We start from the raw sequence: 26,344 nt of genomic DNA, 5'->3' as shown, positions 1-26,344 counted from the left end.
GGATAGACATAGCGGAGGGATCGCTGACGCGCCTTGGCTTTGCGCTCCGACTTTCTCTAGATACCGGGCCTGACGATCGCCATGTGGTGGTTGAGCGCCGTCCGGGCTGGGGGCGATCGGCGATCCGGGTTTCGTCTTTCAGCCCCGGCCGATCATGCTACGTGGCCATCTGCAGGTCCTTACGAGACACTAGAGAGGAACTGTGATGCCTCAAGATCCTGAGTAGGGCCGACCTATTCGATCGCGGCCTCGTAGAACGCGTCGGCGAGCGCCACGATGATTCCTTTGATCGCAGGCCCGTCGGTGAAGAAGTAGTCAGCCATGGTGTTGTGCGCCTCCTGGTTGTCGGCGACAACCTCGGTGACGGCGGATTGGAAGTCCTGCGACTCCATGAACTGCTTCTTCGAGTTCACCCGGGTTTGCTGGACCAAGTTCGGGTCGGCGAGCAGTCGCTGCACGAGCCCCTGCACGAACTCCCGGATCTGGGACTCGGCGAATGACTCGGCACCGAAGAGGTCGTTCATCTTGTCGATGACGACCTGGAGCGCGACGTACTTCGGCTCCTTCTTGGTGCCGGTGCCTGCTGCGCTGATCCCTTTCAGCTCGCCGTCTCCGGTCAGCGAGATGTCGACCGCGATTGCCTTGTTGTGCTTCACGCCGACCAGTACCACGTCTGAAAGGTCGACGTCGGCGCTCCACGAGGATTCGGCGATGACCTTCTCCAGAAGCCGGAGGAAGATCGAGAGCATCTCCATATACGGGTCGCCGTAGTCGACGATCTGGCTCATGAAGTCATAGAGCCGCACGTAAGTGGAGACGTCCTTGCGGAAGAGATCGAGCGTGTTGAGCGTGACCTTGTCCTCGGCCTCGATCGCTGCCCCGTAACGACGCCGGAAGTCATGCTGGGCTGGGCTGATTGCCGCCGAGAGCGCGTTGTTGCCCTTGCGAGTGACCCACAGCTCGGCGACCTGGCGAACCTGCTCCTCGGTGTAGATCCCCGCCTGGGCAAGCTTGTTCGCAAGGTGTACGACGACGTACGGGTCGGTCTCGGTCTCCAGAGTGGCGTTGGTGAAGTACGGCTCGAAGGCGGCCCTGATGTCGTCGGGCTTGTTGACGAAGTCGATGATGAACGTCTTGGCCTTCTGCTCCCCGCCGGCGGTGCGGTGGGTTCGGTTGAGCCGGGAGAGCGTCTGCACGGCGGTGACCCCGGAGAGCTTCTTGTCGACGTACATCGCCGAGAGCAGCGGCTGGTCGAAGCCGGTCTGGAATTTGTTGGCGACCAGCATGATCTTGTACGTGTCGCCCTTGAACGCAGCAGCCAGATCGGCGCCCGCTCCGGGGTTCATCTTGGCCTCGGTGAACTCGTCATCCTTCGACGGCGTTGGCCCCCAATCCTGGCTCCACTCGTCGTTCTCGGTCATCGACACCGACCCAGAGAACGCGACTAAAGCCCGGTAGTTGTATGACGCGTCCTCGGCAGCCCGCTTGGCGATGTAGACGTCGATCGCTTTCCTGTACTTCACCGCGGCCTTGCGCGAGTCGGTGACGATCATCGCCTTCGCCTTGCCCTCCAGCAGATGGGCGACGTTGGCGTGGAAGTGCTCGACGATGATCTGCACCTTCTGGCTGATGTTGGTCGGGTGCAGCTGCACCCAGCGCATCAGCCCCTTGCGCGCAGCCGACTCCTCGACCTCGCCACCGTCGCCGCTCTCGGCCTTGCCGGCGATCTTCAACGCGGTGTCGTAGGACTGATAGCCCTTGAGCACGTCGAGGATGTAGCCCTCCTCGATTGCCTGCTTCATCGAGTACAGGTGGAACTCGTGCGGCTTACCGTCCGGCCCCTTGCGGCCGAACAGCTCCAGGGTCTTGTTCTTCGGCGTTGCGGTAAAGGCGAAGTAGGAGATGTTCTCCGACTCGGCCCGCTCGGCCATCTCCGACGCCAGGACCGCCTCGACGTCGACCGGGCCGCCGTCCTCGATCTCCTTTATCTCCTCGGCGGTCAGGACCTTTCTCAGCTTCGAGGAGATCTGCCCCGACTGCGAGGAGTGCGCCTCGTCGGCGATGACGGCAAACCGCTTGCCCTTCAGACCGAAGTCGGCCCGGATCTCATCGAGGGCGTACGGGAAGGTCTGCACCGTCACCGCGATGATCAACTCGCCGTTCTTCAGCGCCTGGGCCAGCAGGCCGGACTTCGACTTCGCACCGGCCTTACGCACGTCCTCGGGGCTGATCGTCGCGACGATCTTCCCGCTGCCGTCGATCTGCCGGATCGCGTCCTGAATCTGCCCGTCGAGCACCGTGCGGTCGACGACCACGATGACCGAGTCGAAGACCTTCTCGTCATCGACGTGCAGTCGAGCGAGACGGTGCGCCGTCCAGGCAATCGTGTTCGTCTTCCCCGACCCCGCGGAGTGCTCGATCAGGTAACGCCGGCCGACACCCTCCTCCGCCACGGCGGCCACGATGTTCGTGACCGCCTCCCACTGGTGGAACCGGGGGAACAACATGCTCGTACGACGCACCGACGTGCCGGTCGCGACGTCCCACTCCTCCTTGGTCTCCACGATCATCAGCCGACCGATGATGTTGAGCCAGGCATGCTTCTCCCAGACCCGCTCCCACAGGTACGCCGTCGCCGACCTCCCATCCGCACCGGGCGGGTTCCCGGCACCGTCGTCGAAGCCGGTGTCGAACGGCAGGAAGTGCGTCGTATCGCCCTCCAGCCGGGTCGTCATCGCAGCCAGGTCGTTGGAGACCGCGAAGTGCACCAACGCCCGATGCCCGAACGACAGCAGCGGCTCCGGCCGACCGTTGGTCAGCGGCTTGCGGCCTTTCTGGTACTGCTGGATCGCCTCGTTCAGCGACTGGGTGAAGTCGGTCTTCAGCTCCACCGTCGCGACCGGGAGCCCGTTGACGAAGAACACTAGGTCGATGCTGCGCTGGTCAGCGGTCGAGAAGTGCACCTGCCGCATCACCCGCACGCGCATCGCCGCATACTCGGCGTTCGTTGTCGCGTTCAGCGTCGTCTCGGGCCGGAACTGGGCCATCTTCAACCGGCCACCGCCAATGTACTGCACCCCGCTCCGCAGGATACTCAGCATCCCACCGCCATGCTCCAGCGGCTTGTCGAGCGCCGTGGTCAGCACGTCGAGGAACTTCGCCTGCGACCCTGCCGCCTTCAACGCCTTCTCGTACGCTGGCTTCTGGGTCGCCTCCAGCCAGGCGAACAGATCCTCGGGGAACAGCGCCCGCTCACGGTCGTAGCCGGTGTCGTTCGCCGAGTACAGCCAGCCATGGGCCGCGAGGTACTCGCAGATCTCGGTCTCGAAGACGAGCTCGTTGTGGTCAGCCATCATGTGGCCTCTCGTACGTCAATCTGACCTGTTACCGCAGCGGTGATCAGCGCGGACCGACGCTCGCGTGACAGTTCGATGAACCGCTCGGTCTCAACAATGAGCGAGTCGATTTTCGCAGTAGCCTCGTTCAATTGCGCCACGAGTCGGCACTGCTCATCAAGCGCTGGAACCGGGACGCGAAGCGACCCGATGATGTCCGAGTTCAGGTTGTCCATCGTCGATCCGACAGAGGCCAACGCGAGGGCATCACGGTTACGCCTGCTGCTGAACACAATCGCGGCAAAGGCCGGATCAATAACGTCCACGTTGAGTCGAATGAGCGCCGAGCCGGTGCCGCACAGGAAGCCTGACGAGGAAGCACGGACGACAGCACAACGCCCAAGTTCACCGCGCCGTGCCGCGATCAAGTCGCCTTCCTTAAGAGCGTGCCGTGCAAGTTCCCTTGCCTTATCGAAGCTGATCGCAATCCGTGAATCAGGCACGATCTCACCGGCCACGAGGTGCGATGGATTGATGACCGGCATCCCGCCGTCCTCATACTCATCCGACTTCAACTGGCTGCCGAACGGTCCCGTTTGAATCAACACAGCAACTGCCTTAAACGGAGTGCTCCAGTCGAGGAGAGCGACCCCTCGCTCAACCACAGCCCACCGTCGCTCGCGGAGCATCCCGATCAGACGCTGCTGCTCCTCGATGAGCATGTCGATACGGGCGGTCTCGCGGTCGAGGTAGTCGGCGATGGCGCGCTGCTGTGTTACTGGTTCGAGAGGCGCGGTCATTGACAGTAGATCACTGATGTTGAGCCGAGGTGTCCTGACGTTCCCGGCCTCGGTTCCACCGATTCCACGAACCAGACTGGACATGGCCGCCACGGTCGCCTCGCTCGTCAGGAAGTAGTTCAGCCAGCGAGCGTCCACCTCCGGAGCCACCTGCAGCACCGCATAGTCCGGGCTGACGATCCCGTCCTCGCCAGCGATGCCAAGAGCACCCTGGAATGCGCGCATCCGGTTGATGACCAGGTTGCCCGCTCGACAGACCTTGTAGTTGGACAGGTCCTCGGATGCGGCTCTTGTCGTGGTGTCGGACGCCTCCCGACGTCGTACTCCCCAACTGATCGAAACCGACAGAAGCGGAAGTTTCTCCGCCGCCTCTCCAGCGCGGACGTCGGACTCCGAAAGCAACCACTTGAGGCGGACCGCGTCGGTCATCCCTCAACCTCCCGCAGCAGGTCAAGGATCTTGGCGACCTGCTTCTCCAGGTCGGCGTCGATCTCGGCGAGTGGACGAGGGGAGACGTACTTGTAGAAGTGGCGGGTGAAGGGGATCTCATAGCCGGTCTTTACCTTGGCCCAGTCGATCCAGGCATCGGGTATGTGGGGCTTCACCTCGGTGTCGAAGTACGCTTGTATGACTTCTACCTTGGCCGCCGCACCGGCGGTCGAGCCGCCGTAGCTAAAGGGCACGTTCTCGGTGTCGCGCTTCTTCGAGTCGGGCTTCGACTTCCCCTTACGGTCGACGATAGGCTTGCCGTCCTCGTCCAGCAGGGGGCGCTCGACAGTGATGGTCCAGTAGCCGAACTCGTCGTTGCGCAGCACCTTCGAGAGATCGGGGTCGGCATCGGTGAAGTCGGCGTACAGCCGGAGAACCTTGGCGCGGTCGGTGTCGCTGATCTCGCGGCCCTTGGAGCCGAGGTTCTTGCGCATCTTCGTCCAGAACGAGGTGCCGTCGATGAGCTGGACCAGGCCTTTGCGATCGGGATGCTTGGTGTTGTCGAGGATCCAGATGTAGGTGGCGATGCCGGTGTTGAAGAACATGTTGGTCGGCAGCGCGACGATCGCGTCGACCAGGTCGTTCTCCAGCAGCCACTTGCGGATGTTCGACGGGCCGGATTCCGCGGCCCCGTTGAAGAGCGGCGAGCCGTTCATGACGATCCCGGCCCGGCCGCCGCCGTCCTCGGGGGCGCGCATCTTGTGCGCCAGATGCAGCAGGAACAGCATCTGGCCGTCCAAGGTGGTCGGCAGGCCCGGCGCGAAGCGACCGTATGGGCCGGCCTCGTCTCGCTCCTTGGTGACGGCCTTGGCGTACTGCTTCCAGTCGACGCCGTACGGCGGGTTGGACATGCAGAAGTCGAATTGGCGGCCCTTAAAGGCGTCGTTGGTGAGCGTGTTGCCGAAGGCGATGTTGGACGCGTCGTGGCCCTTGGCAAGCAGGTCGGACTTGCAGATCGCGTACGACTGCGGGTTGTACTCCTGGCCGTAGAGAGTCAGCCGGGCGTCCGGGTTCTGTGCGAGCAGGTGCTCCTCGGCCAGGGCGAGCATGCCGCCGGTGCCGGCGGTGGGGTCGTAGAGTGTACGGACGATGCCCTCCTCGGTCAGAGCGACGTCCTTTTCGGCGAAGAGCAGATCGACCAGCAGCCGGATCGCGTCGCGCGGAGTGTAGTGGTCACCAGAGGTCTCGTTCGCGGCCTCGTTGAACTTGCGGATGATGTACTCGAACGCATCCCCCATGTCGGCGTTAGACACGATATCGGGGTGCAGGTCGACGGCCGCGAAGGACTTCACGATCTCGCGCAGGAGACCAGCCCGCTCCAGGGCGAGGATCTGCTTTTTGAAGTCGAAATACTCGAACACGTCGACGTCGGCGGAGAACCGGTCGACGTAGTCGACGAGATTGTCCTCTAGCCCGTCCGCGTCTTGCAGCAGGTTGGCGAAGCTGTACTTCGAGGTGTTGTAGAACGGTCGGCCAGTCTTCTTCTTGACCTCGGTCCGGAGCCGGTTCGGGTTCTCGTAAGTCGCAGCCAGGTCTCGGACGGTCTCGAGGTCCGGCTCCAGGATGCAGTCGAGGCGCCGAAGGATCGTGAAGGGGAGGATCACGTTCCCGTACTGGTTGGGGCGGTAGGGACCCCGAAGTTGGTCGGCGATCGACCAAATAAAACTACCAAGCGTGCTCACAAGGCTCCTCACAGATCGCTCAACGTGCATGGCTGCGCCGGCCCACTGGGGTAGTGGTACCCCCGCATGACAACGCACGTCCGCTAATGGGGCGTCATGAAGCCATCTTCGCGCACCTCGGCCTCCTGCGTACGCGGAGAACCAGGCGAAGTTCAAGGCCCACCGCACCATAGCGGAGAGGGCCGACACAAAGCGCGAGCAACGAGAGGTCATGCCTCGGCGAACTTCCCCTCGCACAGACCGCACGCGAACGCGCTTTTGGACCACCACGACCGATGCCCAGATCCGAGCAGCACGACGGCGACGGAAAGATCAGTAGGGGACGGCTCCGTATAGATCTCACATTCGCGGATGAAGATCAAGCCGTTCTGCAAGCAGGCGCTATCTGCGGGCCTCCAGACGCATATGGAGGCCCCTCCCGTTCTCCGTCGCCCTTACCGCTTGAGGCATGGTCAATCTCGTACCGAGTTAACTTGCTCAGGTCTTAAGGGCCGCCTCAATTCGGCGGTTGATCTGACTGTTGCGTCCGTCGAGACATCTGGCGTACCGCTTGAGGAGGACTTCCACGCTGTTGCCGGCGCGCTCCGCTACCACGGTCGCGTCGACGCCTGCGTTCAGCCACGTGGACAGAGCGGCGTGGCGGAGGTCGTAGGGTTTTCCGGCAAGAGGCGAGGCGGCCTGTTGCGGGGTCAAGGCGAAGCGGCGGGCCTCTTCCCAGGCCCGCGAGTAAGTTGATGCGCCGAGGACACCGCCACGTTCGTTGCGGAAAAGCCGTCCGTCCGGGGCTGTGCCGAACTCTTGGAGGTGCGCTCGCAGGATGCGGACCAGCTCGGGCGGGATCGGCACGGGCCGGACCTCACGCTCCTCTCGCTGCTTGAGCCCGCGCTGGTCGTGTACAGCCCCGCTGTCGGTCCACTGCTTACCGCTGCTCGGGCGAGTGACTTCGAGAGTGAGCAGTCCCCATCCTTCCTTCGGCAGAAAGCAGTCTGTTTCCCGGAGTCCGATCGCCTCTGCGGGGCGGAGGCCAGCGAAGTAGAGCGTGGCGAAGAACGCCACGAGGCGGCGGCCTCGCCCGCGATGCCAACTCCCGACGTAGGAGAGGCTCACGAAGAGTTCGCGGGCCTGGGCAGGGTTTACCACGCATCGCCGGTCAACGGTTTTGTCCCTTGCCACCTTCTTCTGCTTGACGCGCTTGAGCGGGTTCTCTGTCAGCTCGCCGAGGTCGATCGCGTATTCAAGAGCGGTGTTGAGGCCGCGGCGGCGGCGGGCCGTCGTGTCGGCCGCCGCGCGCTTGCCGTCGCGCGTGAGCGTGAGTTCCTCGCAGACCTTGCGCGCCACGATGGGGTCTGCGAGGTCGCTCACGTTGATGGTGCCCTTTTGGAGCAGGCGAACGGCGTGATCAAGATGGGGAGGGGGCGCCTCGTCTTCCTGGCGCGGTATGAGGGCCCGCTGCATCGCGGCTCTGATCTCTTTCTTGGAGAGGCTGGCAGCCTCGTCGGACAGGAGGGCGAAGGTGGCGACTGTGAGACTGTCTACGATGGCTTCGCGGGTCTTGGCGGCGGCACCCTTCCACCTCATGTGCACATACTTCCGGCAGAAGTCGTACCAGCTCAGAGCGGTCTTCTCCGTCTTTGTCATGGAGGCGGGCAGGCCGGTGAGTGTGTCGAAGGGTTCGCCCCTCTTGGCGGCCTTGAGCAGGTCGGCGCGGAAGCTATCCGCGAGTGCCTTGGTCAGGAATGCCTTGGACTTCGGTTCCATGCCGACCTTCCAGCGAAGCTGGTACGGCTTGGCGCGGCCCTTTCGGTTGCGGATGCTCCAGATCACGACGTCATGAGTCTGCATGTCGCCCCTTCCTAGGCTGCGGTCTGCTCGAAGGTGGTGAGCCAGGCGTCCAGGTCGCAGCGGCGGACCTTGCGCTTGCCGTTGGGGAGTTTCAGGGACCTCGGGCCGCGGCCGGTGTTCAGCCAGCGGTAGAAGGTGGACTTCGGGACGTCGATCTCGTTGAGGACCTCGGCGATGGAGAGCATCGTCTTGGGACGCGTAGGCATGGTGGTCACTGCCTTTCGGGCATCGTGATCTGTGCTGGGTGATGCCTCGGCGGTTGTGCTTGGCGGCTGGTCGCCGAGGGTGCTCGCGGGTGGTTGGGCGGGGGGAAGCCGTCCCAGCCGTCCCAGGGTCATTTCCGCAGGTCAAGCCTGGGACGGCTTGATTAGGTGGGACGGGTCATGCCGTCCCAGCGATCGGAGCCGTCCCGCTCTGACCTGCAGTGACGAGGCTGGGACGGCTGGGACGAGAGTCCCTCTCGATCGGCACGACATCGGCGTCTGGGATGGGGCCGAGGCTGGGACAGTAGCGGGCCCAGGCGTCGGCGAAGTCGGCGCGCTGGTAGCCCTTGGCTTGGCCGTTGGGGAAGCGGATGTTGCCTGAGCGGATGTCGTACTCGCGCAGCATCGTGCCGAGCTTCATCGCGGTCAGGCCGGCGGGTCCGTGGTCGACCCATTCGCTCTCGGGGTCGCTCTTGAGTCGTTCCAGCAAGACGGCGGTGGGCAGGGCGGTGTCGGGGCCGAAGGCGGTGCGGCAAGCCGTCAGTAGGCGTACGCGGGCCGAGGTCTGGCCGTTGTCATCGGCCTCGGCGGTGAGCTGCAACGTGGCGGCGCGGGCCCGATCAGGCCAGCCTCCCCCAGCATGGTCAGCAACGATGACCAAGGGTTCCCAGGTATCGGCCGCACGGTCTTCGACGGGCATGCTCGGCTCAGCCTCCTCCAGAGCGGACAGGTCGGCGCGAAGCCACTGGTTCAGGTCGGTCGCCAACTCGCGAAGCGGAGCGCGGTCGCGGCGGTGGCGGTATGGGGCGGCGGTCTCGCCGGGGGCGCGGCGGCGCATGCGGATGACGACGGCGCGGTCTTCGATGGTGTCGGGCATGGCTCCGATGCCGGCGAGTGCGGCCATGGCGAAGGTCGGGATGCTTTCGACGCGGTTGGTGGCGGCGTCGTAGCGTTTGGCAGGGCGGTTGCGCTGGTGTCCGGCGTTGAGCAGGCCGCGGAGGTCTTCGTTGCCGTCGGCCTTGGGGCCGAAGATGGTGTCGGCCTCGTCCACGAGCATGGTTGGTGGGTCTTCGGTGATAGAGCGGTAGACGGCGGCGCTGGATGAGTTGACGGTGATGAACGGCTCATGGCAGGTGGCCTCCACCACGTCCAGCAGCCGGGACTTACCGCAGCGCTTCTCCGGGCCTCGGATGACCAGGCGGGGAGCGTGCGCCCATGCGGGCTGGGCGTGGGTGGCGGCGATCCAGAGAGTGACGGCGTCGGCGGCCTCGGGGCTCGGCAGGATGACGTAGCGGGTGAGCGCGGCGCGTAGTCGGTCGAGCAGGGCGGCGCCGGTGGGTGTGCGGTCGTTCATGGCTGGTGCTCCTTGCGTGGTGTTCATGCGGCCCTGCAACGGCGTGGCTGGGCTTTCATGCCTGCGAACAATCCCGAGGCGATGACGGCGGCGATCTCGCGAGGCGGGTTCGGATCGCCTTCGCCGTTCGCGGCCTCGGCGGCGGACTGGAGGGCGGTGATGACGACCTCGGCGGGCAGCACGCCGCGTGTGACGAGCTGGCCGAGGTTGAAGGCGGCAGTGTTGAGCGCGCGGTTGCGCTCGCCGCGTTGGGCAGCGGCTACACGTTCGACCTCGCCGCGTAGCGCGGCCTCGCCGTACTTGGTCAGCCGGTGATCGGGCAGGCTGGCCAGCAGATCGGCGGCGCTCATCGAAGGCGGTACGGCGGGTGCGAGTGCCTCGGCGAGCCAGGGCGGGAGCGGCGCGAGCGGTAGGTCGTGAAGGATCTCGTAAGAGCCGGTGCCGTCCGGTTGGGTGACGTGGCTGCTAGGGCCGACGACGTAGCCACCGCAGGCGCGAGTGTCGATCAGCCAGCCGAGGCCGCCCTTGTGGCCTGCGCTGTTGCGTAGCCGTAGACCCTCAGGCGGGGTGAAGTAGAGATGGGTGCCACCGCGCCGGGTGCGGACGGTGAAAGTGTCGCCGGGGTACGGCTGCTCATGCTCGGCGCACAGCAGGCGGAAGACGTGCTCTCCGTTCTGGGGATGATGCTGGGCGAGGCCGGCGGGCGGGTGCTCGCCGGGCTTGGGCTGGTCGAGATCGATCACGACCAGCCGGGACGGGCCGCAGGCGATGCCGATGTTGTAGGGCTGGCGCGGCCAGAAGGCGGCGATCCGGTCGGCGTTCGTGGTGGCGTGCCGCTCCCAGTCAGTGAAGCCACGCAACGGCTTCTTGCCGCGCGGGGTAAGCGGGAAGACATACCAGCCACGAGCGGCGGCCTGGAGGGCGGCGCGGGTCAGGTTAGGCCATCCCATTGGACGCCTCCTTGACCTCAGGGAACCGGAGGCGGCAGTCGTCGGCAGGGACGTGGATAGGAGCGTCCAATGGGGCGGCGGCATGTGCGTCGAGCGTGAGCTGACCTCGGCCGAGGTGGTTGATGTCCTCCAGGTGTGGGCGCGGTGCGGTTGTTCGGGTGAAGCGGTGGGGACGGATGCCGGTCGGTGTCATGCTGGCAGTGCCTTTCCTCGTGATCGGGGTGGGTGGCCTCGGCGGTTGTGCTTGGCGGCTGGTCGCCGAGGCCGTATCCCGGTGGCGCGTGAGCGTGGCTAGAACGGTGGCTTGTCGCCCGTTGAGGCGGTGGTGGCCCATGTATCGGGTGTGCTGCCGTTGTGGCTGGTAGAGGCCTTGCGGGCCGCTCGGGCGGGCTTGGCGGTGGCGAAGCGCAAGGATGGGCCGATCTCGTCCACGGTCATCTCGAAGTCGTCCACGGTCATCTCGAAGACGGTGCGGTGTTCGCCCTCATCGGTCTCATAGGTGCGCATCCGGAGTTGTCCGGAGGCGATGACGCGGGTGCCTCGGGTGAAGGACTCGCAAATGTGCTCACCGAGGTCGCGCCAGGCCGAGCAGCGCATGAACAGGGCTTCGCCGTCTTCCCACTGCTCAAGCTGCTTGTTGTAGACCCGCGGGCTTGAGGCGATGGTGAAGGTGGCGACGGCCGTGCCGGTCTGGGTGAAGCGGAGTTCGGGATCGTTGGTCAGGTTGCCGATGATCGTGATGATGGTCTCGCCGGACATGGCGGGCTTCCTTCCTTGAGGCCGGGGTTAGTGGGTGCCGTCGCGGTACAGGCGGCGGATGTAGACGTAGAGCTGCCAGCCGAGGCGGGGCCGCATGCCGGTGCCGTCGCAGGCGCGGCAGGTGCGGTTCTTACCGCCGGGGCGGCAGCGGATGCAGCGGCCCCAAGGCCAGGTCAGGCAGACGATGATGTAACTGAGAGTGATTGACGGTAGGCAGGCCGCTAGAAGAGTAAGGACAGTGGCCATGTGGGCCTCCAGGGCCGTTTCCGAGGTTTCCGCAGGTCAGGTTCTAGGTGCTAGATCGCAGGTCGGGTACCGTTTTGGGTTCTAGGAGGGCCTCTAGACCTAGAGGGGGCTGCCTCTAGGTCTAGAGGCGATCGGCTGGGTTACGACGCCCTGCCCTTGTCACGTTGAGTGACTGCGGTGACGATGTCGTCTCGGGTGATGCCGATGCGGTTCGCGCCCTTGCCGCCGCCCTCGGGCGTGCCCCAGACCTGCATGGTCTTGATGCCGTACGGCTTGAGCGCCGTCGTGAGCTGGGCCGTCTTCGCGCCGCCCTCCAGGCGCGCCCACGCCCCGTAGATGTCGGGCCGCAGCTCGGCGAGGCGATCCACGATTGCCTCGTTCCATACCTTGGCCTCGGACGGCGGGACCACGGCGAGGATGTCGGCGAGTAGGTCGAAGGTGGGTGCGTGCTGCTCGGGTGCATCGCCGAGGGCGTGCCCGCTCAAGACTCCCGTGCTGGCGCGTAGCGCGTGGGCGCGGTCGGCGATGCGCTGTGTGGCGGGTGTGTCCAGGTAGGCGGTGCGCACCACCTTGGGCATCGGGGTTGCGCCGAGCAGGTAGCCGATACCGGCGTCCATCTTGGGCTGGAAGACGGTGGCGCGGATGCCGTTCTTGTAGGCGGAGGTGCCAAGGATCATGTCGTTTTCGAGCTGGCCGGCGACTCGCAGGCAGAACCGGATGGTGACGTTCGCGCTGATGCCGGTGGGCAAGCTGTCCTTGTCCGGGCGCTGGGTGGCCAGCACCAGGATCACGCCGAGGGCGCGGCCGAGCTTGATGATGAACTCGGCGTCATCGCCCGCCTTGTCGCCGTACTCGGCGTGGGCGAACAGGTTCTGGCATTCGTCGAATATGGCGACCAGCGGATGCAGTCCCAGTGAGCGTTTGTCGGCGATCTGCCGGGTGACCTTCTTGTCCGGGCACAGGTCGGGTGGCAGGGCCTTGAGGGCGGCGGCGCGGCGCATCACCTCCTTGCGCAGCAGCGCCAGTGAGTCGGCGGCGTAGCCGATGGCCTCATCCTCGATGCCGGAGACGTAGCGGTGGCAGTTCTGTTCGTGCGGGTCGAGGTCGCCGGTGCCCTTGAGTTCGTGGATCCACAGTTCGGCGCTCGGGTCGAGGGCCGCGCCGGAGGCGAGAACCCGCACGGAGGCGGTCTTGCCCTGGCCGGGCTGGGAGCCGATCAGGATGTTCTGCTCGATGAGCGGTACGACGATGGCGCGGCCTCGCGGATCGCAGCCGAACGGGATGCCCTTGAAGACATCGTGTGAGCTGGCCTTGAGCAGCGGGGACTTGATGACGGTCTTGGACAGGTCCTTGTCCCCCACCCAAAGAATTAGCCGTCCCTCGTGGATGGTCGAATCGCCCTCGGGCCAGATGCAGCCCAGCGGGCGGCGTAGCGCCGAGGCCATGCGGTCGCGTTTGTCCATCACATCGGCCACGGTCACGCCGTACGGCAGGTCGATGTCCGCCCGCCAACCGGGACCGTCCCGAGTGATCGGGGCGACGAACCGGATGGCGTCCCTCGGGTTCTTGGCGATGGCCTGGTTGATGCCGGCGATGCCGAGCACGGTCAGGGAGCGGATGACGATGTCGCTGGTGAGCTTCTCCACCGTGGACGGCACGACCGCGCGGTTGATCAGCGGGCGATCGGCGGGCTTGCCGAGGATGCCAAGCGTGACGATGGCGACCGCGAGCGCCATCCATTGCATGGTGGTCGGCTGCTTGGCCACTATGATGGCCACGATCAGCAGCGTCACCAGCGCAGCGGCGAAGACCAGAGCCCGCAGCCGCACGCGCCGGTCTCGTTGCCTGCTGAGCTTGAGGTACGCCTCCGGGTCGGCCTTCTGGACGGCAGCCAGTCGTACCGGCTCGCCCTCCAGATCGAACGTCCACTTGAGGCTTCCGCCGACCAGCCGAAGCAGACCGCGGGGAGCGCGGGCGGTCAGCCGTCCGCCGTACAGCGGCACGCGGCAGACCTGGTATCCGGCGACGTGCAGGTAGTGGAGACCGACCCACTTGACGGTCTCGACCGCCTCACTCCGGGAGCGCAGCCACAGCGGGACGATCGGCTGTCGGCTGCGGGCCTTCGCCTCCAATGCGGTCCGCCAGTCGGCGGCGGTCGGACCGGGTTGGTCGACGCGGACGACCGCGCCTTCCAGGACCGGTCCGTCCACGCTCGCGGGGCTGTCCGCGTTGTCCTGCTCGGACCGGTCGGCGGGATTCTGCGGCTGACGTCCCGCGCGGGCGGCGTCCAGGTGGACGATGTCCGCGTCCTTGCCGTTGTCCTGGTCCGGGGCGGCGGACCGGTCCGGGTCCTTGCCGTCGTCGTGGTTGGGATTGTCGTGCTGGTGGGTCATGATGTGGGCACCTCGTTTGACTTGCTGGTCGCGGGGTCCTGGGGCGCGGTCGTTGTCTTGGCGGATGAGGCCGCGCCCCATGTGGCGGTCAGGGACGATGCACGGTCGGACCGCTGGTCGTCCGGTCGGTCTGCGGGCTCTTCGGCGGCGGTCGGAGTGTGCGGTCCGTCCGCCTCAGTGATGCCGAGCTCGGAGCGCCAGGCGGCGGCCAGCAACTCGGTACGGTCTTCCGGGAACGGGCGCTGGGCCAGTAGCTCGGCCAGCAGCATGGCGGTGATGGCCTGGTTTCGGTCGAAGGTTCGTCCGGGGAAGCCGGTGACGTTCCAGCGGCGGCCGCGAAGTTCGGCCATGTTCGGGCAGTCGTCCGAGGTCATGTGTGTGTCGGTGATGGTCAGGGTCATCAGGCGGCCTCGTCTTCGCGTACGGGCGGTGTCTGGTCCGCGGGGCCTTCCGTCTTCAGGTGGGACAGGAGCGCTCCGGCGCGGTCGGTCGAGATGCTTTGTCCTTGGCGGCGGATGGCGTCTCGAAGGCGGTCACGGGTCAGGGGCTCGCCTTGTGCCTTGAGGTCAGCGGCGACGCGGCGTCCGAGGGGGACGAGGTCGCCCACGTTCGGCATTGGCGGCGTGGCCTTCTTGGCGCGGGGGCGGTTGGAGGTGGGGCGCTTGCGCGGCGCGGGTGGCAAGGCCGGGGGGACGTTGTCCTGATCGATACGTACGGCTTCCACTTTCATCGGGATGTTCTTGGGCGTGAGCTCACCGAGGTAGTACAGAGCTCGCTCGCGGCGGGTGGCCTTCCAGCGCCAGAGCAGGCCGTACCGGTCCTGTAGCTCTGTCTTGGCCAGGATGCGTTCGCGCTCGCGGCCAAGGGCCTCGGGGTAGCTGCAGACCTCCCAGAGCACCATGCGGCGCCAGAGCGCAACGGTCGCCATCGGGGCGAGCAGCCAGCGTGAACGGCGGATCCCGTCCATGTGATCGGGCTTGGCCAGATCGGCGCGCTTGCGGATGACGTGAGCGCCGACCTCGATGGCGATGACCCACAGCAGCGGGAGTAGTGCGTGGGCGACGACCGCGAACCAGTCGGTACGACCAGGTGCGCTGAGGTAGGCGGCCACGTTGAGATAGACCGTCGCACCGGTCAGCGCCCACGGGATGAACCGGAGCCAGCTCAACCGCATGCCGAGGCGGGCCAGCACGATATCGAGTGCCGAGAACACGGCGATGCCCAGGTCGATGCCGAGCGGGACCGTCCAGGCGAACCAGCCGAACGAGAGGCCGGCGGCGTGTGCGACGCGCTCGAAGCTGTTGATGAACCCGAGCAGGCCGAGCGCCCCAGTGACGGCGGCGGTGACGGCTACGGCTGTCCGCTCGCCCTCGGTGAGGGGGCGCGGTGCGGTGGTGCAGGCGTTCATGCGGCTACCTCCTCCGCACAGTCGAGGCAGGTGCCAAGGTGGCGCGGCAGCACGTACCCGACATCCGTCAGGCACACCGGGCAGGTACGGCGGGCGGCGTTCGCCTTCGACAAGGCGACGCGCTGGCGAAGGGTCGCGGTGCGCTTGGGCAGGGCGAACCGGACGTCGTACAGGTAGGCGGCGCGGACGCCGGGGGCACCGTAGCGGCGGGAGCACCACAGCACTTGGGCCTGAACTCCCTGACCGCCAGGGCGCAGCCCTTCGGCGGTGAGCTGGCGAAGGGTGCGCAGGTGCGGCGGAGCCATCTTCCACGGGTAGGTGGGGATGCTGTAGCGGTCGCCGGTCGGGTCCCAGAAGCGGGCGCGGATGCGGCTTGGCATCAGGCCACCTCCAGGTCTTCCAGCTCGGCGGCGTGCTCGGCAACCTCGGCGGGCGTCCGGCCAGCCCAGATGCCCGAGGTCGGGCGCGTCTCCAGTGCGTAGAGCTCGCAGCACAGCAGGGCCGGGCAGGTGCCGCAGACCTCGCGGGCGACGGCTTCGCGGGCGGCGCGCTCCTCGGTGTTCTCGATCGTGAGCCGCGGGCCGGTGTGCAGCTCGGGGTCGTAGGTGCATTCGGGAAGCGGCGTTTCGCCGTCCACACGCCAGGTCGCTTCGACGTCGGCGAGCGACATGCGCGCCGGGTGCATCGGGCGGTTGGGGTTGTGTGCCACTGGTGGGTCTCTCTTCCTGCGGTTACTTGCTGACGGTCTGGACGAACCGCGCGAACGACTCGGACGCGCTCATGACCAGGTGCGCCGCCGCCTTGACGATGGTTGCTGCGCCTTCTGGGTCCTTCAGGGCGTAGAGGGCGGCGCAGATCATGAGGACGGTCGGGAGCACCTTTCGCGGACGGACAAGCATGTTGAGCCCTCTCGGTTCGAGAACCTGCGAGCAGGTTCTAAGAGACATAGAACATGTACAGTCACGGAGAGTCAAGTCCTAGGCACCGATCGTTTCGGCTTCCTGCGGGCTTCGCCTCGCTCGTTCCTGCTAACTCAAGGGTTCCTCGCCGCGCGCTGCGGCAACACTGTGATCACCCCCGGGACTGAATGCACAGGGGGTGCTTTTAGGGGGTGATCTGGCCCTCGACCAGGAGAAACATCCAGACCAAATTTGTGGAGTTCGAGCCGCGGAAGCCTTGTCCGCGCCATGATGCGAAGGCGCGGAATATATGGAGGTGAACGTGTCTCGAATGCCCAATGTTGCGCTCGCGCAGGCTATGCGGCGTGCGGATTGCTCAAATTCGGGACTTGCTTCGCGAGTGCGGCAAATTGCGCAGAAAGACGGCATAAGTCTGAGTTGCACCCATGTGGACGTCAAGCGGTGGCTTGATGGCGTGAAGCCTCGGCCGGCGACAGCAAGGTTCATCACCGAGGCCCTCTCGCAGAAGGCCGGCGTGACGTTCTCGTTGGACGACGTCGGCTTGGGGAGCGTTGTCACTCCCGAGACGCTTGAAGCCACCCTCGCCCATGGTGGCGGGATATCCGATGTCGGAAGCCTGCTGCTGGGTCTTACCCGGCGGGACCTCGCGGATGATCCAGTTGCGTTGGAGTCCGTGATCGTGCCGGACGCCTGGAGTGAGGCTCTGATCGCGTGGCTGCTGTCGCGGCCTGAGCCGCATCAAGCCAGGGAGAATGCCCGGCCATCTGTGGGTGTGTGGGACGTCCACGCGATTCGGGCGACAACCGAGATCTTCGCGAACATGGGTTTTCAGTTCGGCGGCGGTCACGCGCGTTCTGCGCTCATTCAGTATTACAACCGCGAAGTCGTCCCGATGTTGAACGGAAAATTCACCGAGCCGGTTGGACGATCGTTGTACGCGGCGGCTGCGGAAATCACGGAGCTGGTTGCCTGGACGGCTTACGACCTGGGCAGACATGGGCTCGCTCAGCGGTATTTCCTCCAAGGGCTACGCCTCGCACAGGCGTCGGGTGACCGCATGATGGGCGGTCTGCTGCTCGCCGATATGAGCCATCAGGCCAACTATCTTGGCCGTTACAACCAGTCGATACAGCTTGCACGGGCTGCCCAGGAAGGGTGCAAGGAAGTCTCCACCGCCACGCCCATGGCCTTGTTCTACGCCATGGAAGCGCGGGCCCACGCAGGCAACGGCGATGAGGCCCAGTGCGCACGCGCGTTGCTCCAGGCCGAGAAGTATTTCAGCAAGCGCAATGTGGAGGATGACCCTCCGTGGTCACGCTACTTCGACGCCGCAGAGCTGGCCAGCGAAGGCGCGCACTGCTATCGCGACCTCAGAATCCCTTCACAGGCCATGGACTTCGTCGGTCAGGCCGTCGATCTCTGTGACCCGATGTACGTGCGGACGCTCGCCTTCGACCGCCTCGTCCAGGCGGCCAGTTACGTCCACATGGGGCAGCCTGCGAAGGCCGCGTTGGTTGCGCTGGAAGCCGTCAACCTTGCCGGCCCCCTCAAGTCCGCACGTTATCTCCGGTACGTTCGAGATCTGAAAGCCGACCTCGCGGGCTTCGACAGCGAAGATTCGGTCAGGGCGTTCAACACCCTCATCGCCGATAAATATCCTGCCCTCGGCAGCTAGAACGCCCGCCACTGACGAGGCGCGTCCGGATTCTGCAGGCAGAAAAGGCGATTACGGAACTCCCGAGCGATGGCCTCGTCTTCGTCGACGTTCTGCATCAGCCATGTCGTCATTTTCAACTCGTTGATGTCTCTGAGCACGGGATAGCCCTCCCACTCCAAGACATCGAAGCCGTAGCGCTCCGCGAACTGGTCATATTCGGCACGGGTACCCCAGCCCAGGGAGTGTTCAAGGGCGGTGACGGCGAGATCGGTCTCAGGAGGGCCGAAGGCGAAACGCTCCAAGTCAATCAGCACGATGGTGCTGGCAGTGGTCTTGATGAGGTTGTCAGAGTGTGCGTCGCCGTGTACGGCACAGGCTGCGAGAGGGAAATGCAGGGCCTCATAGGCTTTCCGGAGCTGCTGGTACTTCCTCAACAGGAAGTGACGTTCCTCGTCCGAGAGGACATTGGTCGAGGAGATGCGTTCCGAGACGCGCCCAAGGATGTCGAGCTGTGGCAGCGCCAGATCTTCTGGAACTGGCAATCGATGGAGAGCCCGCAGGACCTCGGCTAGGTCGGTCAAAGTCGCAGCACCGCCGCCGTTGTCGATGAAGTGCCACAGCGTGACGGGCTTGTCCCTGACAACGAGAGGTTGGGCGTGATGGGTCGTTCGCGCCGCCGGCAATCCCGCCTCATGAAGCCAGGCGGACACGGCCACCTCTTTGCGAGCGTCGTCAAGAACGTCCAAGCTCCGCGCGATGCGCACGACGACCCGTTCGGCCGCCAGAACGAAGAGGGCATTCTCGCCGAGGCGGATCAGCCGCGCGTCTTCGCTCGCGAGGCCGGCGGCCTTGCAGGCCTCCTGGAGGGTCGCCTGTGCTTCCTGAGAGGTGAACGGGACTGCGGCTGACTGGAACACTGTCACTAGGAGCCCTTTGGTTGCGTCTTGACCACGCGGCCTCTACCGGCGCGCTTCTCGACTATCCCCTCTGCTTCTAGCAGCGCGAACGCTCGCCGGACAGTGATACGGCCAACCCCTCGCTCTTGAGCCAGTGCATTCTCTCCGGGGAGCACGGCACCTATGGCGAACTGACCACTGGCTATGTCCTGCCGTAGGGCAGCGGCGACGTCATCAGCGCGCGTGTGCGCATGAGCGGGCCCACCGACGAACCACCCCTTTCCGTGGACGGAGGCGATCAGCTGCTCAGAGGCAAGCAACTGGAACGCCTGTCGGACAGTCCCCTTCGAGACGCCATGCTCATCCGCGGTCGCTGCTTCACCTGGTAGTTGTTGACCAGTCGCGAGGTCGCCGCTCTCGATGCGCTTGCGTATCGCTTCGGCGATCGTCTCGTACTGGGTCGCGGCTGTGCGCCGGCCTCCGGGTGGCAGTTGTCCTACCACGCAACGTCCGCGGCCTGGTTCGCTGACGACTAGTCCCGTGCGCTCCAGTTCGGAGACGGCCTGGCGTACGGTTCCTCGTGCCACGCCGTACGTGTGAGCAAGGACCGCTTCGGAGGGCAGCATGCCGCCAGCGGGGGGATCTCCCTCGCGAATGCGACGGCGGATATCCTCGGCTATCCGAATGTAGGTGGGGCCATCCTTCGCCTTGCTCATCGCGCTCCCTCGCCGAGGCACATAGTCTCTAGAGTAGGGCGGACAGGCCAGGACCTGCGATGTATCGGGGTTTCACGCCTACTTGGAGTCTTCCCCTCGATCGAGCCATGGACGCGATGTGGCGCCAGGTTGGCCAACATGTCTCCGTTGAGACTCCGAGCGCGATCCACAAGGGTTGCGACGCTCTACGCATCCCCCGGAGCAGCGCTTACGCCAGATGTGCGTGACCGTGCAGGCTTCCGCCTCTTGGTCGGCCTCGTGCCACCGCGCCGCCTGGATTCGATGTCAGCATCGGCCGGGTCTCTGCATTCGTGCTCCTTCTCAAACTCCGCGATGAGCAGCCTCCAGATCTCACGCGCGTGCTTGTAGCGTCCCCTACCGGCTTCTTCGTAGCCCTCGATAGGCGCAGCTCGGAGAACGAGGAACTGCCCACCCTGACCGGCCCACTCGTACACGCCGCAGCACGATGTCTCAGTGATCCGAATGTGGTCCGTCCGAGGGCGCAGATAAGGTTCCCAGCGCACTACGGGCACGTCAGGAGCCGGCACGGCCACTTGGCACTTCTTCGGCGTACTCCTTCAGGTAGCGGAAGACCTTGCGGCGGCATCGCTGCCATGCGCACGCGAAGGCGAGCTCCAGGAGCGTGTCGGCTTCGAGTTGCAGCTTGATGCCATAGCCGATCTCATCGGCGGTCAGTTTGGGCAGCGGCCTCGCCCGCCAGACGCCGAGCTGGTCGCGCCACACGTAGAAGCGTCGGAACGCGCCGCGCAGGTCATGGGGCGAGACGCCAAGTATGGAAGTCATGCGGGATTGATCTCCCCGTGTTGCGTTGGGCAGGAACGTCAGCCAAAAATCCATTCCGACTGACGTTTGCCCACGTTAACTCTAGGGGCTCATGGCCACAAGGCTCATGGCAACATAGCCGCGTGACACTTGTGTGTTGTGATCGACTACAGCTCCGGGGTGCCGGTGTATCGCCAGGTCGCCAGCGCGATCCGCGACGACATCACCGCCGGCCGCTACCAGCCAGGAGCGTGGTTGCCCTCAGAGTCCCAGCTGGCGCAGCTGTACGAGGTGGGCCGGGACACGATTCGGGACGCGCTGGCGCACCTGCGGGCCGAGGGGCGAATCACCACGGTCCGCAAGCGGGGGTCAATGGTGGCCACTGAGCCGACCCGAGAGCCGTACCGAGTCCCTGTCGGGGTCCGAGTAATCGCGCGCATGCCGACTCCGGACGAGCGGCGGGATTTGGCTACGCCGGGGGAGCTGCGGGAGTTCGGCGGCATGCCTGCGGGCGTACCGGTCTTCGAGATCGCGCCGGGGCCCCGCAAGCATCGAAAGGTCCTACGCGGTGACCACGTTGAACTGACCTTCGACGATCCGCCCACCAACGAAAGCGATTGAGTCGCGATTGTCGTTGGCCGGGCGCTTCGGCGCTATTCAGATGATGTCGTACTTTCGCCTGATCGATGTGGCTTCTTCCTCGGTGACCTCGCTAGGTGTGCGGCTGAGTGCCTGGCGCAGTTCGTCCTTGATTGCTTGCACGGAGGCGCGGGCTCGGGTGCTGTGTTGGGTGAGCTGGGCGTCGAACTGCTGGGCGGTCGGCCCTGTCCAGACCTTGCCGGTCCGGAACGTCCGCAACGGTCGCTCGATGTCGGCCTCGATCTGGTCGAGCATCGGGCCGATCGTGCGGGCAGCCTGCTGGAGCGCTTCGTACAGCGGGTTGCGGACCATCGCGGCCATTGGTTTCAGTCCGTTGTCTTCTTGGGGGAGGGGGTCGTGGTGAGGATCAGCTTCGGGGCGACCAGCTTCATCAGGGCGACCACGTCGGCGGTGTTGTCCCGGCCTTTGACGCCTCGGACGAGTTCAATGCTCAGGTTGTCGTAGCCGCGTACGAGTACTGCGGCGGCCTGGGCGTTGTTCGTGCTACCGCCCTGTCCGTAGTAACCAACCGCACCGGGAATGATGTCCGGTAGGCGTTTCGCGCCATGGCTGATCTCGAAGTCGACCTCTTCTTTCGATCCATCGGGGGAAAGTGTGATGTCCAGTGCCTTCAGCTTGTCGCCAGTCGGCAGGTAGACGAAGCATCCGCCACTGCCCCAGTCTTTGCCGGCGGTCAGGTCGAAATCCCCTTTGACGAGGGGGTTCTCCACGCCAGTCATCAGCCGTACCGCATCCAGCGGGATGTAGTCGCAGATGTAGGGTGCAGCGGCGACCGACGGCAGTGGCGTCTTGTTCACCGGAGGCTTTTCCTGCTGGCATGCGGTCAGCAGCACCAATGCGCTCAGTACCGTGATGGTGAAAGCGAGATGCGCCCTCATGGTCACTTGTATCCCGATGTTCCTTTTATGAATCCCGAGTCCAATTCTCGACCGACTTTATCCCATTGCGTTCCGACGAGGAGGTCATTGAGCCATGTCTCGTAGGCCTGGAGCCGTGGGTGGTCGCCGCCGTCGTATGGTGCCATCTCCTTGCGTGTCATCAGTGACTTTCCGTCGTCCTTCAGGAAATTGAAGCGCGATTTGCGGGGGTCGTCTCCCTTCTCCAGGTCGGGCAGAGAGGCCCATGGGTGTGTGTCGGAGGGAGGGTCGGCGCTGCCGAACAACCCGTGCTTGAGCATGGCGTCGGTGGCGATCTGGGCGAGTAGGAACTCGGCCTTGTCTTTGGCCGAGTTGGCGTCGTACGTTGCCTTGTTGACATTCTTCTCGGTCTGGGCCGAATCTTCGATCATGCCGCTCCAGGCGCCGACGACTCCGGCTGTTATGGCCCATGGGGCTGTCTGTGGAATGGCGAGTCCGGTGTTCACCGCCGCCATGAGTATTTTCATGTTCCGCTCTTGGGCCTCGTCCAGTTCCTTGCCTTTCTGGATGGTGGCGAGCCCGCTGGCGTCCGTGATCAGTCCGAAGCCCGCACCGGCTTCTCTTGCGTTGACCGCGAGGATTCTGTCGTCCTTGGTGCTGGCGGTCTGCGCGGCGGCGTAGTCCAGCAGTTCTCTCGACCATGCGGTCTGTGCCGCCGTGACCGTTGCCAGGGCCTTCGGGTCGTTTTTGAACGCGTCTTTCATGACGGTACGCAGATCCTCTTTCTGAAATCCGGCGCTCCAAACCCGATCCTCTTCCGGAACGTTGGTGCGGTTGATCTCGATTACCGGGGAGCTATCAACCCTGGTCGCCTTGGCGACGTAGTTGACGTCGTTGATGTAGGCGGCCAGGATGCGGGCCGTGCTGCCGGTGGTAGCGAAGGATGGGCCTTCAGTGCCGGCCAGGATTCGCTGGGCTTCCCAGTGGATGAAGTCGGAGGCGATTTCGGCCGAGGTGAATCCGGGCGACGGTTCCTGGGGTGTGCCGTCGTGGTCTCGATAGGTCATGGTCGCGGCCTCCAGCGCTTGGCCGAAGGCGGCCCCGTTGTCGTACATCGGTCGTTCGGTCACGTAGCGCTTCATCACGCTGGGATCGCCGATGAAGAAGTCCTGGGCGGCCTTGGGATTGTTGCCCAGCGCCTTCATCACGCCGACCATCGGATCCTGCGGGACGCTTCCCACACGGTTGTCCTGCGATGTCTTTCGGTCCAGAGCCTCCAGCGCCTTGGCCGCGGCCACCAGGAAATCCCGGTTGAACGTGCCGTAGGGGAGCAGGGCCGAGAGCGCGTGCTGGTCCACCGGCACCCTCAGGTTCGCGAGCAGCTCTTGTCGCCATGTCGTGGTCAGCCGTGAACTGGCGGCGCCGAGGGCCTTGCCCAGTGCCTTTTGCGCGCGCTGTTTCTTGGTGGCTTTCTGGTAGACGAGCGCGGCCATGAGATGGCGGAACCGTTCGGTGCCGAGGGCGTACATCAGCTTGGTGGCGAATTCCGGGTCACCCGCTCGTTTCTCCAGTTGGGCGACGGTTTTCTCGTCTATCTCGCTGGAGGGTGTGAGTTCGCGCAGCTTGGCCGCGGCCGCGTAGACGTCGGCGTTGCCGGAGGCTCCGCTGTAGAGGGTCTCGTCGAAGGGCAGTATGCCGCCGGATGTCGCGGGCCCCCATTCGGTGTTCACCGCCTGGATGGTGTCGTTGCGGCGGCGCAGGTCCGGGCGGGTGGCGCCGATCCAGTTTCCGAGTTGCCGGATCGCGTCCAGTCGGGAGGTGTCCAGGTCGAGGTTCTGCAGCGTGCGGCGGAGCTGCGGTTCGTTCCTGCCGAGCGTGGTCTCTGCCTGGCCGAGGTCGCGTTCGAAGTCGCCCATCAGCTTCGGGTCGATTCCGGAGTATCCCCAGTCGGGCGGCTGCGCGACCGCCGGCGAGGTCAGCGAGGGACGCGCCGGAGTCGTGTCGGCGCGGCCAGGCGCATCTCCCGGCGGATGTGTCGGCGGGCGCACCGGTGACTGCTCGGGAGACGGCTGGGGAACCGGTGAAGGCGTCGTCATGGCGGGTCTCCGGCATGCTCGACAACAGCCGGATCCTCGCACGATCCAGGACCTCCGGCGAGAGGCGCATAACGTATCAGCATGCTCACCCCCGGCTTCTGAAACGCCAGACGCCAACATGTACGCAGACGACACTCCCCCGGTTCACCCTTGCCGATAATAGACACAAACCCGCATAGATTCGGTCGGCCGGGTTGGAGGCGCGCCAGCCGCTCGAAGTAGATGCCACGGAATGGCCGGAATGGGGGGCGACCCTGGTCGTCACGAGATAGTTCGACCTTCCGTAGCAATCGCGCTGCGCCGATTTGAAGCCCTCGCGCTGGGGCTCTTATACCTGACCCCAGTGAACGCCGAGAAATGTGTCACCTCATAAAACTTGTTTGGTACTTTGCCAACGCCAGCCGGCCGGGTTACGTTCGTGCCGTGTGACCTGTAGTTTCGGCGCGATCGGCGAGGTGCGGCGTGGCACGAGGTTCTGGTTCGTCGGGGTCCTACCGAGACTGGGAAGCTGAGCGGCGAAGGCAGGAGCGCGCCGCCGAGCAGGCCCGGCAGAAGCAGGAGCGAGAACGTAAGGCGCAGGACCGAGAGCGTCAGCAAGCTCAAGCGGCTGAACGGGACGCCGAGGCGGCCGGTCGCACCCGTCAGCTTGAGGCGCGCATCGAGGAGCTGGAAACCGTCCTGCGGGGTTCGCTACAGCGGGACCCGCGAGTCCGTCTCGCCTCGCTTCGCCGCCGGCCAGAGGTTCCGCCACTGGATCTTGGCCGATTCGCGACTCCTAAGCCTGCCCCCGTTTGGCATCCGCCTGAGCCGCCCGGACGGCTACAGCGGATGTTCGGCGGCGCCCAGCGGTACGAGTCAGCCCTGCGCCAAGCTGAGACCGAGTTCGCTCAAGCACAAGCCGACCATCAACATCAGGAGTCCCAGCGGCAGAAGCAGGTGGTCGAGCGCCGCCGTGCTCATCAACAGCAGGTTGCCGAGGCCGAACGGGCTGCCAACGAGTTCAACGCTCGCCTTGATGCCATGGAGGCGGGGCTACGGGTCGGCGACCGTCATGCGGTCAGCGACTACATGAATATGGTCTTGCGAGCGTCCCCGTACCCCGAGGGCTTCCCCACTGAGCGCATGACCGGCTACGTCCCGGAGTCCTCGCTGCTTGCGGTGGAGTGGTATCTGCCCCCGCCGGAGATCATTCCCGAGCAGAAGCTCTATAAGCACGTCAAGACCCGCAAGGCCATCGAGCCGACGCCCCGACCCACCCTTGAGGCCCGACAGATCTATCAACGGGTAATCGCTCAGATCGCTCTTCGCACGCTGCGTGAGATCTTTGACGCCGATCCCGGCCAGTTGATCACCACAATCGTGTTCAACGGGCTGGTTCGTACGGTGGATCCAGCTACGGGCCAGCAGATCGAACCGTACCTGATCACATTGCGAGCCACTCGGGAGCAGTTCGCCGCGCTCGTTCTCAGCGAGCCTCGCTTCAAGCCCGTCGAGTGCGTCCGACGGCATTTCCACGCCGACGTTTCCCAGCATCCAGACGAGTTGGTCCCCGTCGAGCCGGTCATGCCTTTCAGCATGGCTGATCCCCGCATCGTCGATCCCGTTGACATCCTCTCCGACATCGACAAGCGCCCGAACCTGCTCGATCTCTCCCCTAAGGAATTCGAGTCGTTCATCCAGAACCTGTTCGCCAAGATGGGCTTCGACACCAAGCTCTATCAAGCCAGCGGCGACGGCGGCGTGGACTGCGTAGCCTATGACCCGCATCCGATCAAGGGCGGCAAGTTCATCGTGCAGGCCAAGCTTTACACCAAGACGGTCCAGCCGACGCACGTGCGCGACTTGTACGGAACCATGCAGCACGAGGGCGCCACCAAGGGCATCATGATCACGACATCTGGCTACGGTCCCGACAGCTACAAGTTCGCGAGCGGCAAACCCCTCAACCTCATCGACGGCGCGGGGCTGCTCTCCCTGTGCCACCAGCACAATATCCCCGCCCGTATCCTCAACCGAGGAACGAAGAAGCCCTGATCACTATCACCCTTGCGTCACGGGAGGTGGACGAGGAGCAAGCTCGGCCCTCAACAGGCATACGGCCTACCATGAGGCGACTCCTCGGCAGGGCCTCCTCTGCGTGGCCGTGGACCATGTGTGGACCACCCCTGGCATTGATCGAGCGGCCTTGTTGCATCGCACCTGGTCAGAGGCGTGTCTGAGAGCGAACCTGCAATCCTCTCCGGAGCCGGGTGCGTAGGTTCGAATCCTACAGGGGGCACACGATCTTGATCAGCGGTT

Annotated in this window: 24 protein-coding genes; 3 read left to right on the top strand and 21 right to left on the bottom strand. The window is 65.0% G+C overall.

Annotated features, from left to right (window positions below; genetic code table 11):
• Positions 1-233 precede the first annotated feature (233 nt).
• From ACQP2T_RS52030 to ACQP2T_RS51960, 15 genes are all read right to left on the bottom strand, one after another.
• On the bottom strand, positions 234-3,356 hold the full coding sequence (locus ACQP2T_RS52030) for a type I restriction endonuclease subunit R (protein WP_433512210.1): 3,123 nt from the start codon (positions 3,354-3,356) through the stop codon (positions 234-236).
• Positions 3,353-4,564, bottom strand: a complete 1,212-nt coding sequence (locus ACQP2T_RS52025; protein ID WP_433512209.1) for a restriction endonuclease subunit S — start codon at positions 4,562-4,564, stop codon at positions 3,353-3,355. Before ACQP2T_RS52025 ends, ACQP2T_RS52030 begins: the two co-directional genes overlap by 4 nt.
• Positions 4,561-6,306 carry an N-6 DNA methylase gene (locus ACQP2T_RS52020; RefSeq protein ID WP_433512208.1) on the bottom strand — a complete coding sequence of 582 codons (1,746 nt, stop codon included), beginning with the start codon at positions 6,304-6,306 and terminating at the stop codon, positions 4,561-4,563. The genes ACQP2T_RS52025 and ACQP2T_RS52020 overlap by 4 nt, the downstream gene beginning before the upstream one ends.
• Before the next feature lie 477 nt (positions 6,307-6,783).
• Entirely contained in the window at positions 6,784-8,148 is a 1,365-nt protein-coding gene (locus ACQP2T_RS52015) for a tyrosine-type recombinase/integrase (protein ID WP_433512207.1), read from the bottom strand.
• Between the two features lie 11 nt (positions 8,149-8,159).
• Positions 8,160-8,354 (bottom strand): helix-turn-helix transcriptional regulator, encoded by a 195-nt coding sequence (locus ACQP2T_RS52010; RefSeq protein WP_433512206.1) that lies wholly within the window; start codon positions 8,352-8,354, stop codon positions 8,160-8,162.
• Positions 8,355-8,529: 175 nt separating this feature from the next.
• Entirely contained in the window at positions 8,530-9,705 is a 1,176-nt protein-coding gene (locus tag ACQP2T_RS52005; RefSeq protein ID WP_433512205.1) for a DUF3631 domain-containing protein, read from the bottom strand.
• Between the two features lie 23 nt (positions 9,706-9,728).
• On the bottom strand, positions 9,729-10,655 hold the full coding sequence (locus ACQP2T_RS52000) for a bifunctional DNA primase/polymerase (protein WP_433512204.1): 927 nt from the start codon (positions 10,653-10,655) through the stop codon (positions 9,729-9,731).
• Positions 10,656-10,946: 291 nt separating this feature from the next.
• Entirely contained in the window at positions 10,947-11,414 is a 468-nt protein-coding gene (ssb, locus tag ACQP2T_RS51995; RefSeq protein ID WP_433512203.1) for a single-stranded DNA-binding protein, read from the bottom strand.
• 27 nt (positions 11,415-11,441) lie between these two features.
• Positions 11,442-11,660 carry a hypothetical protein gene (locus ACQP2T_RS51990; RefSeq protein WP_433512202.1) on the bottom strand — a complete coding sequence of 73 codons (219 nt, stop codon included), beginning with the start codon at positions 11,658-11,660 and terminating at the stop codon, positions 11,442-11,444.
• Positions 11,661-11,800: 140 nt separating this feature from the next.
• Entirely contained in the window at positions 11,801-14,053 is a 2,253-nt protein-coding gene (locus tag ACQP2T_RS51985) for a cell division protein FtsK (RefSeq protein WP_433512201.1), read from the bottom strand.
• On the bottom strand, positions 14,050-14,454 hold the full coding sequence (locus ACQP2T_RS51980) for a hypothetical protein (protein ID WP_433512200.1): 405 nt from the start codon (positions 14,452-14,454) through the stop codon (positions 14,050-14,052). Before ACQP2T_RS51980 ends, ACQP2T_RS51985 begins: the two co-directional genes overlap by 4 nt.
• The gene (locus ACQP2T_RS51975; RefSeq protein ID WP_433512199.1) at positions 14,454-15,461 is read right to left on the bottom strand and encodes a DUF2637 domain-containing protein; all 1,008 of its coding nucleotides are present in this window, start codon (positions 15,459-15,461) and stop codon (positions 14,454-14,456) included. Before ACQP2T_RS51975 ends, ACQP2T_RS51980 begins: the two co-directional genes overlap by 1 nt.
• Positions 15,458-15,841, bottom strand: coding sequence for an RRQRL motif-containing zinc-binding protein (locus tag ACQP2T_RS51970; protein ID WP_433512198.1), 384 nt, complete (start codon positions 15,839-15,841; stop codon positions 15,458-15,460). The genes ACQP2T_RS51975 and ACQP2T_RS51970 overlap by 4 nt, the downstream gene beginning before the upstream one ends.
• A complete protein-coding gene (locus tag ACQP2T_RS51965) occupies positions 15,841-16,170 on the bottom strand; it encodes a WhiB family transcriptional regulator (RefSeq protein ID WP_433512197.1) in 330 nt (109 codons plus the stop codon). Before ACQP2T_RS51965 ends, ACQP2T_RS51970 begins: the two co-directional genes overlap by 1 nt.
• 22 nt (positions 16,171-16,192) lie before the next feature.
• Positions 16,193-16,360: a hypothetical protein gene (locus tag ACQP2T_RS51960; RefSeq protein ID WP_357647510.1), complete on the bottom strand. Its 168-nt coding sequence runs from the start codon at positions 16,358-16,360 to the stop codon at positions 16,193-16,195.
• A gap of 310 nt (positions 16,361-16,670) precedes the next feature.
• Here ACQP2T_RS51960 and ACQP2T_RS51955 point away from each other — a divergent pair, with 310 nt between their 5' ends.
• Positions 16,671-18,056 carry a hypothetical protein gene (locus tag ACQP2T_RS51955; protein ID WP_433512196.1) on the top strand — a complete coding sequence of 462 codons (1,386 nt, stop codon included), beginning with the start codon at positions 16,671-16,673 and terminating at the stop codon, positions 18,054-18,056.
• Here the strand turns inward: ACQP2T_RS51955 and ACQP2T_RS51950 are convergent.
• From ACQP2T_RS51950 to ACQP2T_RS51940, 3 genes are all read right to left on the bottom strand, one after another.
• Positions 18,053-18,961: a phosphotransferase family protein gene (locus tag ACQP2T_RS51950; protein WP_433512195.1), complete on the bottom strand. Its 909-nt coding sequence runs from the start codon at positions 18,959-18,961 to the stop codon at positions 18,053-18,055. The two genes, ACQP2T_RS51955 and ACQP2T_RS51950, sit on opposite strands and share 4 nt — an antisense overlap.
• On the bottom strand, positions 18,961-19,650 hold the full coding sequence (locus ACQP2T_RS51945) for a GntR family transcriptional regulator (protein WP_433512194.1): 690 nt from the start codon (positions 19,648-19,650) through the stop codon (positions 18,961-18,963). Before ACQP2T_RS51945 ends, ACQP2T_RS51950 begins: the two co-directional genes overlap by 1 nt.
• Positions 19,651-20,184: 534 nt before the next feature.
• Positions 20,185-20,454: a hypothetical protein gene (locus ACQP2T_RS51940; RefSeq protein WP_433512193.1), complete on the bottom strand. Its 270-nt coding sequence runs from the start codon at positions 20,452-20,454 to the stop codon at positions 20,185-20,187.
• 138 nt (positions 20,455-20,592) lie between these two features.
• Here ACQP2T_RS51940 and ACQP2T_RS51935 point away from each other — a divergent pair, with 138 nt between their 5' ends.
• Positions 20,593-21,054, top strand: coding sequence for a GntR family transcriptional regulator (locus ACQP2T_RS51935; protein ID WP_433512192.1), 462 nt, complete (start codon positions 20,593-20,595; stop codon positions 21,052-21,054).
• Between the two features lie 36 nt (positions 21,055-21,090).
• Here ACQP2T_RS51935 and ACQP2T_RS51930 read toward each other — a convergent pair whose 3' ends face one another.
• The 3 genes from ACQP2T_RS51930 to ACQP2T_RS51920 are packed head-to-tail and all read right to left on the bottom strand — an operon-like array spanning position 21,091 to position 24,046.
• Positions 21,091-21,393, bottom strand: coding sequence for a hypothetical protein (locus ACQP2T_RS51930; RefSeq protein ID WP_433512191.1), 303 nt, complete (start codon positions 21,391-21,393; stop codon positions 21,091-21,093).
• Positions 21,394-21,398: 5 nt separating this feature from the next.
• Positions 21,399-21,971, bottom strand: a complete 573-nt coding sequence (locus tag ACQP2T_RS51925; protein WP_357647496.1) for a hypothetical protein — start codon at positions 21,969-21,971, stop codon at positions 21,399-21,401.
• A gap of 2 nt (positions 21,972-21,973) precedes the next feature.
• Positions 21,974-24,046, bottom strand: coding sequence for a DUF6571 family protein (locus ACQP2T_RS51920; RefSeq protein ID WP_433512190.1), 2,073 nt, complete (start codon positions 24,044-24,046; stop codon positions 21,974-21,976).
• Between the two features lie 462 nt (positions 24,047-24,508).
• Here ACQP2T_RS51920 and ACQP2T_RS51915 point away from each other — a divergent pair, with 462 nt between their 5' ends.
• Positions 24,509-26,080 carry a restriction endonuclease gene (locus ACQP2T_RS51915; protein ID WP_433512189.1) on the top strand — a complete coding sequence of 524 codons (1,572 nt, stop codon included), beginning with the start codon at positions 24,509-24,511 and terminating at the stop codon, positions 26,078-26,080.
• The last annotated feature ends 264 nt before the right edge of the window (positions 26,081-26,344 follow it).

The sequence above is a fragment of the Nonomuraea sp. CA-143628 genome (genome assembly GCF_050942315.1).
In the GTDB taxonomy this organism is placed as follows: domain Bacteria; phylum Actinomycetota; class Actinomycetes; order Streptosporangiales; family Streptosporangiaceae; genus Nonomuraea.
Note: the sequence above shows the minus strand (reverse complement) of the source record. Positions and strands in the feature narration are given on the sequence as shown.

Bases quoted from the DNA above. Each gene is read 5' to 3' on its own strand.
- ACQP2T_RS52030 (WP_433512210.1), bottom strand. From the start codon at position 3,356: ATGATGGCTGACCACAACGAGCTCGTCTTCGAGACCGAGATCTGCGAG.
- ACQP2T_RS52025 (WP_433512209.1), bottom strand. From the start codon at position 4,564: ATGACCGACGCGGTCCGCCTCAAGTGGTTGCTTTCGGAGTCCGACGTC.
- ACQP2T_RS52015 (WP_433512207.1), bottom strand. From the start codon at position 8,148: ATGCAGACTCATGACGTCGTGATCTGGAGCATCCGCAACCGAAAGGGC.
- ACQP2T_RS52010 (WP_433512206.1), bottom strand. From the start codon at position 8,354: ATGCCTACGCGTCCCAAGACGATGCTCTCCATCGCCGAGGTCCTCAAC.
- ACQP2T_RS52005 (WP_433512205.1), bottom strand. From the start codon at position 9,705: ATGAACGACCGCACACCCACCGGCGCCGCCCTGCTCGACCGACTACGC.
- ACQP2T_RS52000 (WP_433512204.1), bottom strand. From the start codon at position 10,655: ATGGGATGGCCTAACCTGACCCGCGCCGCCCTCCAGGCCGCCGCTCGT.
- ssb (WP_433512203.1), bottom strand. From the start codon at position 11,414: ATGTCCGGCGAGACCATCATCACGATCATCGGCAACCTGACCAACGAT.
- ACQP2T_RS51990 (WP_433512202.1), bottom strand. From the start codon at position 11,660: ATGGCCACTGTCCTTACTCTTCTAGCGGCCTGCCTACCGTCAATCACT.
- ACQP2T_RS51985 (WP_433512201.1), bottom strand. From the start codon at position 14,053: ATGACCCACCAGCACGACAATCCCAACCACGACGACGGCAAGGACCCG.
- ACQP2T_RS51980 (WP_433512200.1), bottom strand. From the start codon at position 14,454: ATGACCCTGACCATCACCGACACACACATGACCTCGGACGACTGCCCG.
- ACQP2T_RS51975 (WP_433512199.1), bottom strand. From the start codon at position 15,461: ATGAACGCCTGCACCACCGCACCGCGCCCCCTCACCGAGGGCGAGCGG.
- ACQP2T_RS51970 (WP_433512198.1), bottom strand. From the start codon at position 15,841: ATGCCAAGCCGCATCCGCGCCCGCTTCTGGGACCCGACCGGCGACCGC.
- ACQP2T_RS51960 (WP_357647510.1), bottom strand. From the start codon at position 16,360: ATGCTTGTCCGTCCGCGAAAGGTGCTCCCGACCGTCCTCATGATCTGC.
- ACQP2T_RS51955 (WP_433512196.1), top strand. From the start codon at position 16,671: ATGGAGGTGAACGTGTCTCGAATGCCCAATGTTGCGCTCGCGCAGGCT.
- ACQP2T_RS51945 (WP_433512194.1), bottom strand. From the start codon at position 19,650: ATGAGCAAGGCGAAGGATGGCCCCACCTACATTCGGATAGCCGAGGAT.
- ACQP2T_RS51940 (WP_433512193.1), bottom strand. From the start codon at position 20,454: ATGACTTCCATACTTGGCGTCTCGCCCCATGACCTGCGCGGCGCGTTC.
- ACQP2T_RS51930 (WP_433512191.1), bottom strand. From the start codon at position 21,393: ATGGCCGCGATGGTCCGCAACCCGCTGTACGAAGCGCTCCAGCAGGCT.
- ACQP2T_RS51925 (WP_357647496.1), bottom strand. From the start codon at position 21,971: ATGAGGGCGCATCTCGCTTTCACCATCACGGTACTGAGCGCATTGGTG.
- ACQP2T_RS51920 (WP_433512190.1), bottom strand. From the start codon at position 24,046: ATGACGACGCCTTCACCGGTTCCCCAGCCGTCTCCCGAGCAGTCACCG.